This window comes from Nocardia sp. KT25-26, assembly GCF_056627695.1.
Map to the genome: position 1 here is coordinate 1111991 of NZ_CM152813.1, position 15996 is coordinate 1127986.

The window sequence follows — 15996 nt, forward strand, 5'->3', positions numbered from 1 at the left end:
CGTTCGTTCGGATCGGTGGCGGGCGGTTCCGCCCGCCCAAGCCTATCGGCCCCGCTCCGCACCACCGTCCGGCAGGTCCGGCTCGACCACCTCGGCATCGACGATGTCGGTGGTGGTTCCGGCGCCCGGGCCGGTCATCGTCACGGGCTCCGGCTCGTCGAGCAGTTCGGCGTCGATCTCGACCGGAGCGTCGGGTGCCTCGGCCGCGGTGTCAGGGTGCGGCTCGTCGTCCGGGGCTCCGGGGTCCGGTGTGCTGCTGTCGGTCTCGTCGTGGCGGAGTTCGTCGTCGAGGAAGTCGTCTGCGTCGTAGTCGTCGACATCGTCCGAACGGTCGGTGCGATCGTAGTAGTCGAACACCGGCGCCAGATAGCGTCGGGCGAACACCATGCCGGCGAATCCGCCGACCCCGAACCAGGTGACGGTCAGCACCAGGAACATCGGCAGATCCAGGCCCACCGGCCCGATTTCACCCAGCTGCCCGCCCCCGGCGACGGCGAGCGCGGCCAGGGCGAGGGTGGCCAGGACCGCCGAGGTGAGCGTCGCCCATGGTGCGCCGGGCCGGTCGTCGGTGATCCGGCCGAGGTCGACCCCGCCCAGCACGCCGACGCCGGCCGGAATCAACAGCAGCACGGCCCACCAGGCGGCCGCCGGACCGGACGGCACCGCATTGAGCACCGGGACGGCGGGAACCGGTCCGCCGAGCACCGCGAACAACCCGATCTCGCCCGACCCGAACTGCACCGTGGATCCGGCCAGGACGCCGACGGTCCCCGCGATCACATTCGGCAGGTAGGCCAGCGAGAGCACGGTCAGTCCCAGAACCCCGCCGACGTCGCCGGCCGCCCGGTAGGTGTCACCGAGCCGGGGCAGTTGCAGCAGGAACACCATCAGCGTGACCACCGCTGCGCAGGCCAGCATGCGCAGCACGGTCCGCCGGGCGCCGGCGAAACCCGCAACCGCCCAGTCCGGCACCCCGGTGGTCGCCACGAACCAGCCACCGCAGCGGCGCAGCACCGCGCCCGCCACCGCCACCGAACAGAGCACCGACACCCAGCCGAAGGCGGCCAGCGGATGCGGCGCCTGCAGCGGCAGCACGCCCGATGCGTCGTCGGCTACGGCCAGGCCGATCGCGGTCACCAGGAGCGGGCCGGCCACCGCCGCGGCCGCCACCCAGGTGAGTTCCACCCGGGTCGGGCGCGCCGGAAGGGCGCGGACGACTTCCCTGCCCACCGCCCACACCAGCAGCGCGGTGGGCAGCAGCGGCAGCAGTCCGAGCGTGGTCCGGCCGATCGGCAAGGGAATCTGATTGGCCCCCAACCAGGTCGCCGCGACCACGGCCGGTGCGGTTGCCAGTCCCTCACCTGCCGCGAGCAGGGTCACCACGACCAGGGCGGCCAACACGGCCAGGGCGATGATCGCCGGCCGGGCCGCAACCAGTGCCAGAGTGCGGCCGCGCTCCGGCGTCAGGGAGAACCAACCGGGTGCCGGATCCGAACCGGATTCCCCGCTCCGGGCGGCCGGTTCCGCGCGCCGTTCGGCGGTCTGACGTACAAGAGCATTACGGGCGCTCATGGAAATTCAGCGTGGCAGCTTCCCCGGCAGCCATGGGGCAGGCGCGCCGCGAGCCCGCGACCGGCGCGGCACCGGGATGAACCGGTGCCGATCCGTCTCGCGGGCTCGCGTGAGCTCCCGGCTGCCGTCTGTCCGGCCGGTATCGGGTGACTTACTTGTTGTCCTCGGGACGGAACGCGGTGGTCGCATCGGCCGCCGGATCCGATGCCTGTTCACCGCCGAACGGCTGCCCCGGCTGGGCGCCGTAGCCACCGAACGGCTGGCCACCGGCATGCTGCGCGGCGGCCGGGTCGCCCTGCGGCTGACCGGGCTGCTGCTGTCCGTAGCCCGGCTGCTGGCCGTAGGCGGACTGCTGCTGTCCGTAGCCGGGCTGCTGGCCGTAGGCCTGCGGCTGGCCCGGCTGCTGGCCGTAAGCCTGCGGCTGGCCCGGCTGCTGCTGCCCGTACTGGCCGGGCTGCGCGGCGGGGTACTGCGACCCGGTGCCGTAACCGGGCTGCTGCCCGAACGCCTGCTGTTGTGCCTGCTGTTGCTGGCCGTAACCGGCCTGCTGCTGCCCGTACTGGCCGTATGCCTGCGGCTGGCCGGGCTGCTGGCCGTACCCGGGCTGCTGTCCGGCACCCGGCTGCTGGGCCGGCTGCCCGGCGGGCAGCTTCACGATGCCGGCGTCGACCAGTAGCGTCACCGCGGTCACCGCGGCCAGCGCGAAGGCCAGCAGCATGACCAGGTAGGCGCCCCACTTCAGCTCGGCGTTCTCCGGCGAACTGAACGCATCCAGCAACAGGCCGACGAAGGCGCCGACCGCCACCGCTGCCGAGGTGCCCATCAACTTCTGGCCCGGCAGCAACGAGATGCCGGCCAATGCCGCCGCGATCAGCAGCATTGCGGCCAGCGCGGCACCGCTGCTGTACTCGAACAGGTTGGCGGACTCGTCGCTGGTGATGGTCGACCCGCCGACCTCGACCGGTGCCGCGCCCAGGAAGGGCGCGAATCCGAGCAGGAACGCGAGCACGCCGATACCGGCGGCAGCCGCTTTCAGAATGAAGGGGAGACCCTTGGCGTCGGCGCCTGCCGAGCCCTGGCCGGCTGCCGGAGCGGCGCCCATGCCGGGCGTAGGCGGTGTCGCGGGCGTGTTGTACCCGGAGCCCCCGGTCGGGTATGACATGTCATCTCCTTGTCGAGTCGTGCGAGCGGTCGACGATGCCGTGACCACCGAGTCAATCCAGACGCTACTGCACTGTGTCTGATGGAGCAGCCCTGTGTTGGATGGAGCAGCTCCGCTGCTCGAGTCGCGGCCCCTGACGGGGCCGCTCCGGCTACCAGCATGCCAAAGGCCGCCCCCGATGTGGGAGCGGCCTCGGGCGTGGGTTCGGGTCAGGCGGAAACCTTGGCCTTCTCCAGGATCTCGCGGGCCAGTGCGGCGGTCTCGGACGGCGTCTTGCCGACCTTCACACCCGCTGCCTCCAGCGCGTCCTTCTTGGCCTGGGCGGTGCCCGCGGAGCCGGAGACGATGGCGCCGGCGTGGCCCATGGTCTTGCCCTCGGGGGCGGTGAAGCCCGCGACGTAGCCGACGACCGGCTTGGTCACGTTCTCCTGGATGTAGGCCGCGGCGCGTTCCTCGGCGTCGCCGCCGATCTCGCCGATCATCACGATGACCTCGGTCTCCGGGTCCTTCTCGAACGCCGCGATGGCGTCGATGTGGGTGGTGCCGATGACCGGGTCGCCGCCGATGCCGATCGCGGTGGAGAAACCGAAATCGCGCAGCTCGTACATCATCTGGTAGGTCAGCGTGCCCGACTTGGAGACCAGGCCGATCGGGCCCTTGCCGGTGATGTTCGCCGGGGTGATGCCGACCAGCGCCTCGCCCGGGGTGATGATGCCGGGGCAGTTCGGGCCGATGATCCGGGTCTTCTCACCCTTGTCGACGTTGTAGGCCCAGGCGTAGGCGGTGTCCTGCACCGGGATGCCTTCGGTGATGACCACCAGCAGCGGGATCTCCGCGTCGATGGCCTCGATGATGGCGTCCTTGGAGAACTTCGGCGGCACGAATGCGATCGAGACGTCGGCGCCGGTCTTCTCCATCGCCTCGGCGACGGTCCCGAACACGGGCAGCTCGACGGCGTTGCCGTCGGCGTCGGTGTGCGAGACGGTGGTGCCGGCCTTGCGTGCGTTCACGCCGCCGACGACCTGGGTACCGGCCTTCAGCATCAGCGCGGTGTGCTTGGTGCCCTCGCCGCCGGTGATGCCCTGGACGATGACCTTGGAGTCCTTGTTCAGGAAGATGGACATTTCTCGTTCCTTACTTGGCAGCAGCCAGCTCGGCGGCCTTGTCGGCGCCTTCGTCCATGGTCTGGGCCAGCGTCACCAGCGGGTTGGCGGCGTCGGCGAGAATCTTGCGGCCCTCCTCGACACGGTTGCCGTCGAGGCGGACGACCAGCGGCTTGGTGGCGGCATCGCCCAGGATCTCCAGGGCCTTCACGATGCCGTTCGCGACCGCGTCGCAGGCGGTGATGCCGCCGAAGACGTTGACGAACACGCTCTTGACCTGCTCGTCACCCAGGATCACGTCGAGACCGTTGGCCATCACCTCGGCGGAGGCGCCGCCACCGATGTCGAGGAAGTTGGCCGGCTTCACGCCGCTGTGCTTCTCACCGGCGTAGGCGACCACGTCCAGGGTCGACATGACCAGACCGGCGCCGTTGCCGATGATGCCGACCTGACCGTCGAGCTTGACGTAGTTGAGGTCGTTCTCCTTGGCCTTCAGTTCGAGCGGGTCGGTCGCCTCCTTGTCGGCGAACGCCTCGTGCTCCGGATGCCGGAAGTCGGCGTTCTCGTCCAGGGTGACCTTGCCGTCGAGAGCCAGGATCTCGTCCTGCGGGGTGCGGACCAGGGGGTTGACCTCCACCAGGGTGGCGTCCTCGGAGACGAACACCTCCCACAGCTTCTGGATGGTCACCGCGGCCGCATCCAGGATCTCGGCGGGCAGGTGGCCCTGCTCGGCGATCGACCGGGCGAACGCCACGTCGACACCCTTGACGGCGTCGACCGGCACCTTGGCCAGGCGCTCGGGCTTGGTCGCGGCGACTTCTTCGATCTCCATGCCGCCCTCGACCGAGCACATGGCCAGGTAGGTGCGGTTGGCGCGGTCCAGCAGGAAGGAGATGTAGTACTCCTCCGCGATGTCCTTGGCCTCGGCGACCAGGAGCTTCTTGACGATGTGGCCCTTGATGTCCAGGCCCAGGATGTTCTGCGCGTGGGTGAACGCGTCCTCCGGGGTGGCCGCGTACTTGACGCCGCCCGCCTTACCGCGGCCGCCCACCTTGACCTGCGCCTTGACCATCACCGGTTTGCCGATCTCGGCGGCGATCGCGCGTGCTTCCTCGGCCGTGTCGCATACCCGGCCCTCGGACGAGGGCACTCCGTGCTTTACGAAGAGCTCCTTCGCCTGATATTCGAAGAGATCCATGTACTCACCGTCTCGTCTGCGTTGTTATGACAACGTCTTTGTTGGCGGCCCGACGTAGGTAGTAGCGGGTCGGCTCGGACTCTAACCAGCCACATGGAGGGCCGATCGGCCACGTTCATCCTAAGTGGCGCAGGTCACGGGGGTGCACTGGAGGTGGATAAAACCGCTGGCCAACGCTACTGGCGAGTAGTTTTCGGTACCGCGGCAGGTGGGGCCGGGTAAACCGGAAACACCGGCCGATCTACTACGTTTCGTCGTCGAGTGACCTCACGAATCGGGCCGGAATCCGGTGAGCCGATGTGCGCGTTGCCGGTGATCAATCTCACAGCGTGCGGTAGATTCCCGGCAGCGCTTGCGGAGCTCGCAATCGCTTCGTTACCGTGATGCGGTCGAGGTCACAACCAGGTCACGACACCAGGTCAGGCTGGAGGAGGACGACGAGCTTGAGGCAGCACAGTCCGATGGATCGGCAGCTCCGATGAGCCTGCACGGCACCTCCCCGTTCCAGGATCGCGCCCACTCGGGCCATCGTTACCGCTACGCGGGGGAGACGGCGTACCCGGAGCATCAGCCCGCACCCGGGCCGGCCGGCTGGCAGCCCGAGCCCTGGGGGCAGGGGACCGCCTGGACCGAACCGGACGAGGCCTATCCCGCCACCGAGACCACCGGCAGCTTCGGCGCCGACGGCTGCTGGGCGCCCGAATCGACCTGGCAGACCGAGGAAGCCGACACCGCTCCGGCTCGGGCGGCGCGTCGTGGCGGTGCGCACCGGGTGCCGGCCCCACCGCATGCCCTCAAGGGGCGCGCCGCGGTCCTCGCGGTGGCCGCCGGTGCCGCCGTTGCCGCCGGACAGGCCGCGCTGGCCGGTCAGGGCGAGAAGTCGTCCAGCACCCTCGATTACGAGGCCGCCGGTGAAGTGCACGAGATCGCGGCCCAATCGATGGCCGTAGCCGATCCGCAGGGCACCCCGACCTCGCCGCAGGTTCTCGACGTCGCCGACATCGCCGATCGCAACCAGTTCGCGGAACTGCTGGAGAACGGTGCCCAGTACGCGGAGGAGATGGCCGCCCGCGAAGCCGCCAAGCTGCGCCCGCTGTTCGCCCAATTCACCACCGGCACGTTCACCTCCGGGTTCGGCGCCCGCTGGGGTGTGCAGCATCTCGGCATCGATGTCGCCGGGCCGATCGGTACGCCGATCTACGCGGTGGCCGACGGTACCGTGATCGACGCCGGTCCGGCCGGTGGGTTCGGTATGTGGGTGCGGCTGATGCACGATGACGGCACCGTCACCGTCTACGGACATATCGACACCGCCACCGTGTACAAGGGGCAGCGGGTGATGGCGGGCGACCAGATCGCCACCATGGGCAACCGGGGTTTCTCCACCGGGCCGCATGTGCACTTCGAGGTGTGGCTCAACGGATCCGACAAGATCGATCCGGTGCCGTGGCTGGCCACCCGCGGCATCAGTATGAACTTCGGCCGGGACTGACCGGACACGCGAAAGCCCCGATATCGCCGGAACCGGCGGATATCGGGGCTTTCGCGTGCTTTCGGTGGCCCTACTTGCTGGTGAACGGCAGCAGGGCCATCTCACGGGCGTTCTTCACTGCCACCGCGACCTGACGCTGCTGCTGCGGGGTCAGGCCGGTGACGCGCCGGCTGCGGATCTTGCCGCGGTCGGAGATGAAGGTGCGCAGCAGATTGACGTCCTTGTAGTCGACGGTCTCGATACCCGCGGCGATCAGGGGGTTCTTCTTCGGGCGGCGGGCCTGCTCGGCGCGGGCCTTCTTGGACGGTCCTCGCTTCACTGCCATATGACGGCTTCCTTCTACGCGATCGGTCGGTGGCTGTGCCCGAGTGGATTCCTCGGCGCGGGCACTGTCGTGGTATTACCAGCTCGATTTGTGCACGCCGGGCAGCTCGCCCCGGTGTGCCATGTCACGCACACGGACGCGGGAGAGACCGAACTTCCGGAGGTGTCCGCGGGGTCGGCCGTCCGCAGCGTCCCGATTGCGCAATCGTACCGGACTGGCATCGCGCGGTTGGCGCCGCAGTTCCGCCTGGGCGGCGGCGCGTTCGGCATCGCTGCTCGCCGGCTTGCGGATGATCTCCTTGAGCTCGGCGCGCCGCTGGGCATACCGGGCGACGACGGCGCGGCGCTGTTCGTTGCGGGCGATCTTGGACTTCTTGGCCATCAGCGCTCCTCGCGGAAATCGACATGCCGGCGGATCACCGGGTCGTACTTGCGCAACACCAGCCGATCCGGGTCGTTGCGCCGGTTCTTGCGGGTGACATAGGTGTAGCCGGTGCCCGCGGTGGACTTCAGTTTGACGATCGGACGTAGTTCGGTGGACTTCGACGCCATGGCTCCCGCCTAGATCTTCTGGCCACGGGCACGCAGCCGGGCCACCACGGCCTCGATCCCGTCCCGATCGATGGTCTTGATGCCCTTGGTGGAGACCTGCAGCGTGATGCGCCGGTCCTCGCTGGGCAGGTAATAGGTCTTGCGCTGGATGTTGGGGTTCCAGCGGCGATTGGTCCGCTTGTGCGAGTGCGAAACCGACTTGCCGAATCCGGGTCCGCGGCCGGTGACCTGGCAGTGCGCCGACATCCGCCCTCCCTCCTGTAGATGATTATCGTTTTCGACAATGCTGGATCGACACTGTACCGTCGGCTCCAAGTAAATGAAAATCATTACCGAAAGGGGTTCCGGGTGCTGGTCCAGTCCGACCGGAGAACGCCCGTCGTGCTGATCGCCGGCCTCGCCGGACCCGCGACGGCGGGCGTCGAACACGTCGCCGCACTGACCCGGACGGGGGCGGGGCCGTCCGACGGCACCGTCGTCGTCCGGCACGATCTCGCCGAGCTCGGTGAAGGCGTGGTCCGGCGAACGGTGAGCAGTGGGGGCGATACGACGACCTCGGTGTTGGAGCTCGCACACGGTTGCGTCTCCTGCACGCTGCGAGCCGATCTGCTGCCCCTGCTGTGCGTCCTCGCAGCCCGGGAGTCGGTGCAGCGCATCGTCCTCGCGCTCGATCCGGCCTTCGAGGCGGAGGCCGTCTGTCATGCGATCGAACATGTAGAGGTCTGCGGGGTCGCGGACCGCGTCGACGGCCCGGCGGGCCGGAATGTCCGCATCGAGGCCGTGCTGACCTGTGTGGACGGCGCCACCTGGCTCGACGATGCGACCGGCGACGAGACCCTCGCCGAGCGATCGATGGCGGTCGCCGACGACGACCGCACCGTAGCGCAGCTGGCGGTCGGCCAGGTCGACTTCGCCGACGCGCTCCTGGTACTCGACGGCGGCGCCGACGCCTGGGAGCGGGAACGGCTGGCCGCGGTGCTGGCCCGATTGAATGCCCAGGCGCCGGTGGCCTGGTGCGGCGAGCTATCCGGGTTCGGTGCGCCGGAGCTGGATTCGCTGCTGGCCCGGATCCCGGCCACGGCGCGGCGCGGCCGGGTCTTCGATGCGCACGCGCCACTGCTGCGCGGGCAGCCGCCGTTGACCACCGATTGCGGTGTCACGCTGATCGAATTCGCCGCGGGCCGGCCGTTCCATCCGGAACGCCTGCACGAGGCCCTGGACGTGTTGTTCGAGGGCGTGGTGACCGCGCGTGGCCGGGTCTGGCTGGCCACCCAGCCGGATGAGGTGGTGTGGCTGGAATCGGCCGGTGGCGGACTCCGGGTCGGCGGCGCAGGCAAGTGGCTCGCCGCAATGAGTCCGGCGGAGCTGGCGCAGGCCGATCCCGAACGCCGGGCCATGGCCGCGCTGCGCTGGGACGACCGATTCGGCGACCGGGACGTATCGCTGGCGATCCTGGCCTGCGATGCCGATCCGGCCGAAATCCGGCACGCACTGCACTGGGCGCTGGTGGAGGACGACGAACTGCGCCTGGTGGACCGGGCGCCGGAGCGGGTGGCCGGGTGGCCGGACCCGTTCGGTGCATGGCACCTCGACCCGTGTGCGGATCAGCCCGGAACGCTCTCCGGGACGGCCGAACTCAACGATCCGAGAGGAGAAGCTCGATGAGAGCAGGAATTCACCCCGACTACCACCCGGTGGTCTTCGAGGATTCGAGCACCGGCAAGCGGTTCCTGACCCGCTCCACCGCCACCAGTGCCCGATCGGTCGAATGGGACGACGGCAATCTGTACCCGCTGATCGTCGTCGATGTGACGTCCGATTCGCATCCGTTCTGGACCGGCGCGAACCGGGTGCTCGACACCCAGGGCCGGGTGGAGCGGTTCGAGCGCAAGTACGGCAAGCGGATTCGTTCCGCCCGTACCGAGGAGGGCTGAGCGATGGCGGTACCGAAGCGGCGGATGTCGCGGTCCAACACTCGCAGCCGGCGTTCGCAGTGGAAGGCGGCCGCACCGGATCTGGTGCCGGTGACGCTCGCGGGCGTGACCTATCGGGTGCCGCGGCGCCTGGTGCCTGCGATCCACCGTGGACTGATCGACCCGGCGCGGCTGTGAATCGGCCTCCGCCGGCCGGTGCGCAGGGCTCGGCCGGCGGAGCTGTTCAGGGGGGTTACGCCGCTGCCGATTTCGGACGCGCGGCCACAGTGGCAACCCTCCGGCTAATGGATGTGTGCTGTGTCACAAGGATTGACGGGCTGGGTTGGCTTGCCGACAGGTTGCTATCCGGTGAACAGCAGGCGACATCGCCGAATCGGCAGGTGCAGAGATATTTCCGAAGAGATGCGCACCGCCCGCTACCTGGGTAGCCTCGTGTGCGAGGGCGGGTTCCTCCGGTTTCCGGAGGAACCCGCTCATCGCCACTTCGGACCGGGTTCCGGTCGGGTGGGGCACCGTTCACCGCTGCGGGCCCGATGATCCGGGCAGTTCCGGCAGCAGTTCTTCCAGACGTTCCAGCAGTGACAGCGGCCACGGCAGCCGGATGGGTGCCGGTTCGTCGACGGCCCGGCGCAATTCCCGGATCTCGGCACGCAGCGCGCTGGTTTCGGCCCGGAGCTCGATGGTCTCGTGTTCCAGGGTGCCGATCCGCTCCAGGGCCGCGGCCAGCCCTTCCACCAGTGTGCGCGGCCGCCCCTGTGCCGTCGAACCGAGCTGCGGCCAACCGGCCAGGCCCGGGCCGCGCAGCTGAATCTGGATATCGCGCAGTACGGCTTCCTGCTCCGGTGTCATATCGGCGTCCTCCCGCACGAAATCCCACTGGCCGAAGTCCTCGGTCTCGGCGACGTTCACCACGCAGAGCACATCGTCTACCACGACCTGACGCAGGGTCTGGTTCAGCTGCCGTCGGGTTTCGATCCCGGCGTCGGTCCGGGCATCGGCCTGCCAGCCCCAGCCCGCCGCCCCGGCGTCCAGTGCGCTCCGCAGGGCGTCGTGCCCGCCGTACACACCGACGTTCTCCCGGCCGAGTACCGCTGCGGCACCGTCCAAGTACTCGTGTACCAGCGGGCGATCCGGCGGATGTGCATCGACGGTGAAGTAGATCGGGCGGTCCGGCCGGCCGCCGCAGCTCAGCACCCGGGCGGCGGCGGTCCGGGCATCGGCACACCCGGCCGCGCGCCCGGATCGCAACTGCGCGGTACTGCTGTCCCAGCGGGAGACGATCGATACGCCGTGGGTGCGTAGGTCATCCGCCTCGGCGAAGCCGAATAACTCCTCGGTGCCGGACAGCGAGCGTACGACGAAGTCGAATCCCGCGGCGCGGATGGCCTTGGCCCGCGGCCTTCCCGCGCCGTATTCCAGCCCGAAACGCATGGCTCCCACTGTAATTGGCGAATCTCACAGTGGGGTAACCGTTCAGGTGGCGGGTTCGGACACCCCGGGCCGGTCCGGCGCCACCAGGACCGCCGTGATCGGGACCGTCAACGCCAATGCGCCGAGGACGAACATCGGGAACACCAGATCGAACAGGCCCAGTCCGGCCGGTTCCAGAGCCGAATCCGAGATGCGGAAATCCAGCGCCAGCAGCCCGACGTAGTACGCCGCTGTGCTGCCCAGGACGAACAGCACGGTGGCAACCGCCCGCAGCAGCAGCGCGGAAAGCTGCTGGAATGCCCACAGCAGCCCGGTGGCGACCACAATCGCCAGCAGTACGGCCGCGCCGATCAGCGGCAGTGTTTCGTCGATCGAACCGCGGATCTGGAGGGCATCCAGGCTCAGATACAGCGAAAGCCCCATACCGAACCCGGCCACGATGCCGCCGGGGACCAGCCGTTGCAGCCGGAACCGGCGGCCGATGATGAACAGACCGGCCAGCGTCCCGACGATCGCGACGACCAGTGCGGCGGCCGACATCGGGGCCGAGGCGTGCAGGCCGTCGTCGGCGACCCGAATCCCGAGCAGGGCGACCGAATTCGCCAGCCAGACGCCGACACCGCCCAGCGCCACCGCTGCCGCGCCCAGCCAGACCGGCCGGAACCGGACCGACTGGATCGAATGCCGGAAGCAGGCGAAAGCCACGATGGTGCCGATCGCCGCCAGTCCGGCGGCCAGCGCGGTGATGCCGAAGCCCATGCCGAGCAGTTCCACTTCCCCGGCCGCGAGCAGCTCAGCCATGCTGTACGGCCTCCTCACCCTGCGGCGGCTTCAGCCGGGAGATGGCGTACTCGGTCACCGCGGCCAGTGCCTGGCGTACCTCCAGGGCATTGCGGGCATCGATGTCCACGATCGGCACGCCTTCGCGCACCGACAGCGCCTCGCGCAGTTCGGCGATCGGGAACCGCGGTGCGTCCGGGAACCGGTTGACCGCGATCAGGAAGGGCAGGCCGCGGGCTTCGAAGAAGTCGACCGCGGCGAAGCTGTCCTCCAGGCGCCGGGTGTCGATCAGCACCACCGCGCCGATCGCGCCCCGGATCAGGTCGTCCCACATGAACCAGAAGCGTTTCTGGCCGGGCGTACCGAACAGGTACAGCACCAGGTTGCCGGGCAGCACGATGCGCCCGAAGTCCATAGCGACGGTGGTGGTCTCCTTCTCCGGGGTATCGGCGAGATCGTCGATACCGTCCGAGAAGTGGGTCACCATCGCTTCGGTCCGCAGCGGAACGATTTCCGATACGGCACCGACGAAGGTCGTCTTCCCGGCCCCGAAACCGCCGGCGACGACGATCTTGGTCGACGCCACCCGGTTGTCGGGTGCCGGGCCGCGGTGTGGTGCGGCGTCCCTAGAGGGCACGGAGTCCACGCAAAGTCCTCTCCATCAGTTCACGGCGTTCGTCGTAGCCGGCCTGCTCGGTCATCGTCGAATGTGCCCGCAGCAGGCCGTCCACCACGAGATCACCGATCATCACCCGGACCATACCCAGCGGGCGGTCCAGATACGCTGCGATTTCGGCGACGGACAGCTGGTGCGTGCCCAGTCGCAGGATCTCGGCGCGCAGATCGCCGGCGGGCCAATCGGTATACGCCGGAAACGAGATCGTCTCGATCACCGCTTCCAGCGCGAGTTCCACCGCCGGCTCGGTGCGGCCGGAGGTCAGTGCATACGGGCGTACTCGGGTGGCAGGCCGGTTGCCGGGTCGATTCTGGCTCGACATCTCACACTCAGACGGCGGTGCGGGCAGTGGCGGTGACCACCGAGCCCACCCGGTCCACGAGCAGCGCCATCTCGTAGCCGATCCGGCCGATGTCGTGGCTCTTGTTCGCCAGCACCGCGAGATGCGAACCGTTGCCCACGCTCATCACCAGCAGGTAGCCGCGCTGCATCTCCACGATCGACTGCATCACCTTGCCGCCGTCGAACAGTTGCGCGGCGCCGGTGGACAGGCTGGCCAGGCCGGCGGTCACCGCGGCCAGCTGTTCGGCCCGATCGCCGGGCAGATGCGGGCTGGTGGCCTGCAGCAGCCCGTCGGCCGACACCAGCACGGCGTGCGAGACACCGGGGACGTCCCGGGTGAAGCGGGCGACCAGCCAGTTCAGATTTTCGTCTGTGGTGTTCGCGTTGCTCATACGTTGCCTCCGTCGTTGTACTGCCTCTCGGCGCGTCCGCTGCGGACGCCGCTGAGATGTCGGGTCAAGTTGCTGCGGATCTCGGCCGGATCGCGAGCGCCCGGGTCCTCGGTGACCGTCACGCCACCCGGCACCAGCTGGGCGCCGGGCTTGCGGATGGGCAGGCCACCGACGGTGGTCGAGGAGGTCGGCGGGTTGTCGATGCGCGCCGCCGCGGTCCAGCCGGCGTCGGCGGCCGGGGACCCCCAGCTGTGACTGTTGTCCTCGGCGCCGCCCGCATCGCCCGGTTCCTCGTCGGTGGTTTCGACCAGCCACTCCGACACCATGCGCTGGTAGATCGGGGTCGGTGCCCCGTTGCCCGGTGCCTCGCCGTCCGGTGCAGGGGACGGGTCGGTGCGCGGCTGTTCGCCGGTGTTCGCCGCGGTCTGCTGTGCGGGCAGCACGGTCGTGGCAGGCCCGGCGGTCTGCCATCCGGCGCCGAGACGCTGGGGCGCGGCCGGTGTGTCCTGCGGCGGTGCGGCCGGCTTACGGACCGGTAGCCCCGACAATCCGGTGACCCGCGGTGGCTCGGGTTCGGCAGCAGCGGGTTCCGCAGCCGCCGGTTCGGGCGCGGCCGGGGCCGGATCGGTGGCCGGGGTGCTCTGCTGCAGCGCCGGTGGTTGCGGCGGCAGTTCGTCCCCGGTGTGTTCGGCCCACAGGCCGGTGGGTGCGTCGTCGACCGGTTCCCGGGGGACCACCGGGGCCGGGCGGTTCGGCTCGGCGACCGGCCGCGTCTCACCGCCGGGGGTGCGCTGCGGCAGCCCGGTCGGGGTCAGCGCCGGCCAGGACGGTTCCGGCTGGGGCCGTTCCGAAACCGGCATCAGCGTCGGTGCCGCGGCAGGCAGCCCCGGGGCGCCGGGCGCCGGATGGGTGAGCAGGGCCGGCTGCGCACCGCCGGCGGGCAGCTGGGGCGGGCTCACCACCGGGTTCGGTCCGGTGGCCGGGCCCGAGTTGTCCGGCGGCGGCGAGACCAGGGCACCGGGCAGATGCACGCTCGCCGTGATCCCGGGCTGCTGCGGCAGCGTCGAGGTGCGGCGCAGATTGACCGTGATGGTGTGCCGCTTGGCCAGCCGGCCGACGACGAACAGGCCCATGCGGCGGGCGGTCTCGATGGTCACCTCACCACCGGAGGCCAGCCGGTCGTTGGTGGACTGCAGATCGTCGGCGGCCATGCCCAGGCCGCGGTCGGTGATCTCGATGAGATACCCGCCGTCCACGGCCCGGCCAACCGTCACCGCCACAGGGGTGCTCGGCGGAGAGTACCGCAGCGCATTGTCGATCAGCTCGGCCATCAGATGCTCGATGTCGACGGCCGATTCACCGGCCACGACGCCCTCGGGCACCGCACCGATCTCCACCCGCTGGTAGTCCTCGACCTGCGATACCGAACTCCAGAGCATATCGGACAACGGCACCGGGGGCAGGTGGCCGCGGCGCAGCGCGGTACCGGCCAGCACCAGCAGGTTGTCACCGTTACGGCGCATCCGGGTCGCCAGGTGGTCGAGCCGGAAAAGGGTCTGCAACCGGGTCGGGTTGTCCTCGTCGTGTTCGAGCTCCTCGATCAGCGAGAGCTGCTGCTCGACCAGCGATTGGCTGCGGCGCGACAGGGTCTCGAACATGTTGCCGATCTGCAGTCGCAGCCGGGCCTGATCGGCGGCCAGGTTGAGCGCCTGTTCGTGGATCTCGTCGACGGCGCGGGCCAGCTGGCCGACCTCGTCGGTGGAGTGCACGCCCACCGGGGTGATCTCCGGGGTGGGTGCGCCGGCCCGGACGACGGCGAGCTCGTCGGGGAGTTTGACGTGGGCGACTTCCAGCGCATCGCGGCGCAACCGGCGGACCGGGACGACCAGGGTGCGGGCGACCGCCAGGGCCAGGGCGAGACCGGCCAGCAGCATGCCGAGCACGATGGTGGTCTCGCGCAGCGCACCGGTCTGCGCCTCGGTCGTCTGGGCGGCGAGGGTGTTGTCGATCGTGTCGATCAGGTCGGTGAACGTGTCCTGGTAGGTGTCGGAACTGACCTGGAGCGACTGTTCGACCGCCGGATTGGCGGTGGGGTCGCCGGTGTTCTGGCCGAACGCACCGATTCGCGTCTGCACCGCGTCCAGCAGCGGCCGCATGCTGCCGGCGTTCTCGGGCAGAATCGACGAGTAGGTCTGGATCATGGTCAGCTCGGCGCCGGAGGCGACGAGCAGATTGGCCCGGACCCCCGGATTGAGGTTCGCCTCGGGCGCACTGACCAGTACCCGCTGCTGGGTGAGCACCCGGCGGGCCGTGTGCAGGGCGCCGAGCTGCAGGAAGTAGCGCTGGACGATGAGGTCCTCGACCGAGGGGGAGAGGGCGAGCGCGTTACCGATCCGGACCGCGATCTCGTCGGCCTGGGTGCCGATCATCGCCGGGGAGCCGTTGCGCAGGCTGTTGCGCAGCCCGGCTCCCGCGGTGGAGGCCGCGGTCAGCTCGTCGGCCACCCGATCGTCGATCCGCGCGACGCGCATGGCGTTCTGCAGATCGGCCAGCGCCTGGTCGAAGGTGGTCAGCGCGGCGTCGGTGGCCGGATCGGCCACGTTGCCCCAGCTGGAGGTCGCCGTGACGGCGAGTTGCTCGGTGGCCGCGCTGAAATCCAGCACCGGCCGGATCACCTCGGTCTGCTCGGTGGCGGCGTCGAGCTGGGTCATGGTGCGCAGTTCGTTGTTGATTCGCAGAACCGCGAAGATGGTGGCCAGCATAACCGGCAGGATCAGCACCACGCCGACCTTGCGGGTGACCGACCAGTTGGACAGACTGAATTGCCAGGATCGCGGTGCAGCTTCCATCCGCTTTCGTTGCCTCCGCTTCACGAGTGACCCCGGCCGCACGCGGGCTGTTGTTCGAGCTGTGAGTCGACCACAGAACCAACTAGAGGTCTTCTTTTAACGCAGGGAAACATACCGTGCCACGTGATCTTCGGCAATCTGGGTGCTCGGTATGATATTGCCTGAATAAGTGCGACGCTGAACGTGATT

At 69.4% G+C, this 15996-nt stretch carries 18 protein-coding genes; 4 read left to right on the top strand and 14 right to left on the bottom strand.

Annotated elements, in window-relative coordinates; all coding sequences use genetic code 11:
- Window positions 1-42: 42 nt before the first annotated feature.
- The 4 genes from AC1HFH_RS04940 to sucC form a co-directional block, all read right to left on the bottom strand.
- Window positions 43-1572 (bottom strand): cell division protein PerM, encoded by a 1530-nt coding sequence (locus tag AC1HFH_RS04940; protein ID WP_480246248.1) that lies wholly within the window; start codon window positions 1570-1572, stop codon window positions 43-45.
- 151 nt (window positions 1573-1723) lie between these two features.
- Window positions 1724-2734 carry a DUF5336 domain-containing protein gene (locus AC1HFH_RS04945; RefSeq protein ID WP_480246249.1) on the bottom strand — a complete coding sequence of 337 codons (1011 nt, stop codon included), beginning with the start codon at window positions 2732-2734 and terminating at the stop codon, window positions 1724-1726.
- 209 nt (window positions 2735-2943) lie between these two features.
- Window positions 2944-3858 carry a succinate--CoA ligase subunit alpha gene (gene sucD / locus AC1HFH_RS04950; protein ID WP_480246250.1) on the bottom strand — a complete coding sequence of 305 codons (915 nt, stop codon included), beginning with the start codon at window positions 3856-3858 and terminating at the stop codon, window positions 2944-2946.
- Between the two features lie 10 nt (window positions 3859-3868).
- Window positions 3869-5035: an ADP-forming succinate--CoA ligase subunit beta gene (gene sucC / locus AC1HFH_RS04955; protein WP_480246251.1), complete on the bottom strand. Its 1167-nt coding sequence runs from the start codon at window positions 5033-5035 to the stop codon at window positions 3869-3871.
- A 478-nt stretch (window positions 5036-5513) separates the two neighbouring features.
- Between sucC and AC1HFH_RS04960 the strand changes: the two genes are divergently transcribed.
- Window positions 5514-6527 (top strand): M23 family metallopeptidase, encoded by a 1014-nt coding sequence (locus tag AC1HFH_RS04960; protein WP_480246252.1) that lies wholly within the window; start codon window positions 5514-5516, stop codon window positions 6525-6527.
- Window positions 6528-6597: 70 nt separating this feature from the next.
- Here the strand turns inward: AC1HFH_RS04960 and rpsR are convergent, their stop codons facing one another.
- From rpsR to rpmB, 4 genes are all read right to left on the bottom strand, one after another.
- Window positions 6598-6852: a 30S ribosomal protein S18 gene (gene rpsR, locus AC1HFH_RS04965; protein WP_480246253.1), complete on the bottom strand. Its 255-nt coding sequence runs from the start codon at window positions 6850-6852 to the stop codon at window positions 6598-6600.
- A 75-nt stretch (window positions 6853-6927) separates the two neighbouring features.
- On the bottom strand, window positions 6928-7233 hold the full coding sequence (gene rpsN / locus AC1HFH_RS04970) for a 30S ribosomal protein S14 (RefSeq protein ID WP_480246254.1): 306 nt from the start codon (window positions 7231-7233) through the stop codon (window positions 6928-6930).
- A complete protein-coding gene (gene rpmG / locus AC1HFH_RS04975; protein WP_480246255.1) occupies window positions 7233-7403 on the bottom strand; it encodes a 50S ribosomal protein L33 in 171 nt (56 codons plus the stop codon). The genes rpsN and rpmG overlap by 1 nt, the downstream gene beginning before the upstream one ends.
- A 9-nt stretch (window positions 7404-7412) precedes the next feature.
- Entirely contained in the window at window positions 7413-7649 is a 237-nt protein-coding gene (rpmB, locus tag AC1HFH_RS04980; RefSeq protein ID WP_480246256.1) for a 50S ribosomal protein L28, read from the bottom strand.
- 102 nt (window positions 7650-7751) lie between these two features.
- Here rpmB and mrf point away from each other — a divergent pair, with 102 nt between their 5' ends.
- From mrf to rpmF, 3 genes are read left to right on the top strand one after another with little or no spacing between them, the layout of a single operon-like run.
- Window positions 7752-9068 (top strand): ribosome hibernation factor-recruiting GTPase MRF, encoded by a 1317-nt coding sequence (gene mrf, locus AC1HFH_RS04985; protein ID WP_480246257.1) that lies wholly within the window; start codon window positions 7752-7754, stop codon window positions 9066-9068.
- The gene (locus AC1HFH_RS04990; protein ID WP_480246258.1) at window positions 9065-9337 is read left to right on the top strand and encodes a type B 50S ribosomal protein L31; all 273 of its coding nucleotides are present in this window, start codon (window positions 9065-9067) and stop codon (window positions 9335-9337) included. Before mrf ends, AC1HFH_RS04990 begins: the two co-directional genes overlap by 4 nt.
- A gap of 3 nt (window positions 9338-9340) precedes the next feature.
- Window positions 9341-9514 carry a 50S ribosomal protein L32 gene (gene rpmF, locus AC1HFH_RS04995; RefSeq protein WP_480246259.1) on the top strand — a complete coding sequence of 58 codons (174 nt, stop codon included), beginning with the start codon at window positions 9341-9343 and terminating at the stop codon, window positions 9512-9514.
- A gap of 339 nt (window positions 9515-9853) precedes the next feature.
- On the opposite strand, the gene AC1HFH_RS05000 is transcribed toward rpmF, so the two are convergent.
- Genes AC1HFH_RS05000 through AC1HFH_RS05025 form a run of 6 tightly spaced genes read right to left on the bottom strand, consistent with a single transcriptional unit; the run spans window position 9854 to window position 15807 of the window.
- On the bottom strand, window positions 9854-10768 hold the full coding sequence (locus AC1HFH_RS05000; RefSeq protein WP_480246260.1) for a glycoside hydrolase domain-containing protein: 915 nt from the start codon (window positions 10766-10768) through the stop codon (window positions 9854-9856).
- Window positions 10769-10810: 42 nt separating this feature from the next.
- Window positions 10811-11569 carry an MHYT domain-containing protein gene (locus AC1HFH_RS05005; RefSeq protein WP_480246261.1) on the bottom strand — a complete coding sequence of 253 codons (759 nt, stop codon included), beginning with the start codon at window positions 11567-11569 and terminating at the stop codon, window positions 10811-10813.
- Window positions 11562-12134: a GTP-binding protein gene (locus tag AC1HFH_RS05010; protein ID WP_480247710.1), complete on the bottom strand. Its 573-nt coding sequence runs from the start codon at window positions 12132-12134 to the stop codon at window positions 11562-11564. The genes AC1HFH_RS05005 and AC1HFH_RS05010 overlap by 8 nt, the downstream gene beginning before the upstream one ends.
- A gap of 40 nt (window positions 12135-12174) precedes the next feature.
- A complete protein-coding gene (locus tag AC1HFH_RS05015; RefSeq protein WP_480246262.1) occupies window positions 12175-12546 on the bottom strand; it encodes a DUF742 domain-containing protein in 372 nt (123 codons plus the stop codon).
- A 7-nt stretch (window positions 12547-12553) separates the two neighbouring features.
- Window positions 12554-12958 carry a roadblock/LC7 domain-containing protein gene (locus AC1HFH_RS05020; RefSeq protein WP_480246263.1) on the bottom strand — a complete coding sequence of 135 codons (405 nt, stop codon included), beginning with the start codon at window positions 12956-12958 and terminating at the stop codon, window positions 12554-12556.
- The gene (locus AC1HFH_RS05025; RefSeq protein WP_480246264.1) at window positions 12955-15807 is read right to left on the bottom strand and encodes an ATP-binding protein; all 2853 of its coding nucleotides are present in this window, start codon (window positions 15805-15807) and stop codon (window positions 12955-12957) included. Before AC1HFH_RS05025 ends, AC1HFH_RS05020 begins: the two co-directional genes overlap by 4 nt.
- Window positions 15808-15996: the final 189 nt, after the last annotated feature.

What these genes read in the sequence shown, in the direction of transcription:
- rpmB (WP_480246256.1), bottom strand. Translation starts at nt 7,649, where the DNA reads ATGTCGGCGCACTGCCAGGTCACCGGCCGCGGACCCGGATTCGGCAAG.
- AC1HFH_RS04960 (WP_480246252.1), top strand. Translation starts at nt 5,514, where the DNA reads ATGAGCCTGCACGGCACCTCCCCGTTCCAGGATCGCGCCCACTCGGGC.
- rpmF (WP_480246259.1), top strand. Translation starts at nt 9,341, where the DNA reads ATGGCGGTACCGAAGCGGCGGATGTCGCGGTCCAACACTCGCAGCCGG.
- AC1HFH_RS04990 (WP_480246258.1), top strand. Translation starts at nt 9,065, where the DNA reads ATGAGAGCAGGAATTCACCCCGACTACCACCCGGTGGTCTTCGAGGAT.
- AC1HFH_RS05015 (WP_480246262.1), bottom strand. Translation starts at nt 12,546, where the DNA reads ATGTCGAGCCAGAATCGACCCGGCAACCGGCCTGCCACCCGAGTACGC.
- AC1HFH_RS04945 (WP_480246249.1), bottom strand. Translation starts at nt 2,734, where the DNA reads ATGTCATACCCGACCGGGGGCTCCGGGTACAACACGCCCGCGACACCG.
- AC1HFH_RS05020 (WP_480246263.1), bottom strand. Translation starts at nt 12,958, where the DNA reads ATGAGCAACGCGAACACCACAGACGAAAATCTGAACTGGCTGGTCGCC.
- sucC (WP_480246251.1), bottom strand. Translation starts at nt 5,035, where the DNA reads ATGGATCTCTTCGAATATCAGGCGAAGGAGCTCTTCGTAAAGCACGGA.
- AC1HFH_RS05000 (WP_480246260.1), bottom strand. Translation starts at nt 10,768, where the DNA reads ATGCGTTTCGGGCTGGAATACGGCGCGGGAAGGCCGCGGGCCAAGGCC.
- AC1HFH_RS05005 (WP_480246261.1), bottom strand. Translation starts at nt 11,569, where the DNA reads ATGGCTGAGCTGCTCGCGGCCGGGGAAGTGGAACTGCTCGGCATGGGC.
- rpmG (WP_480246255.1), bottom strand. Translation starts at nt 7,403, where the DNA reads ATGGCGTCGAAGTCCACCGAACTACGTCCGATCGTCAAACTGAAGTCC.
- AC1HFH_RS04940 (WP_480246248.1), bottom strand. Translation starts at nt 1,572, where the DNA reads ATGAGCGCCCGTAATGCTCTTGTACGTCAGACCGCCGAACGGCGCGCG.
- rpsR (WP_480246253.1), bottom strand. Translation starts at nt 6,852, where the DNA reads ATGGCAGTGAAGCGAGGACCGTCCAAGAAGGCCCGCGCCGAGCAGGCC.
- rpsN (WP_480246254.1), bottom strand. Translation starts at nt 7,233, where the DNA reads ATGGCCAAGAAGTCCAAGATCGCCCGCAACGAACAGCGCCGCGCCGTC.
- sucD (WP_480246250.1), bottom strand. Translation starts at nt 3,858, where the DNA reads ATGTCCATCTTCCTGAACAAGGACTCCAAGGTCATCGTCCAGGGCATC.
- AC1HFH_RS05025 (WP_480246264.1), bottom strand. Translation starts at nt 15,807, where the DNA reads ATGGAAGCTGCACCGCGATCCTGGCAATTCAGTCTGTCCAACTGGTCG.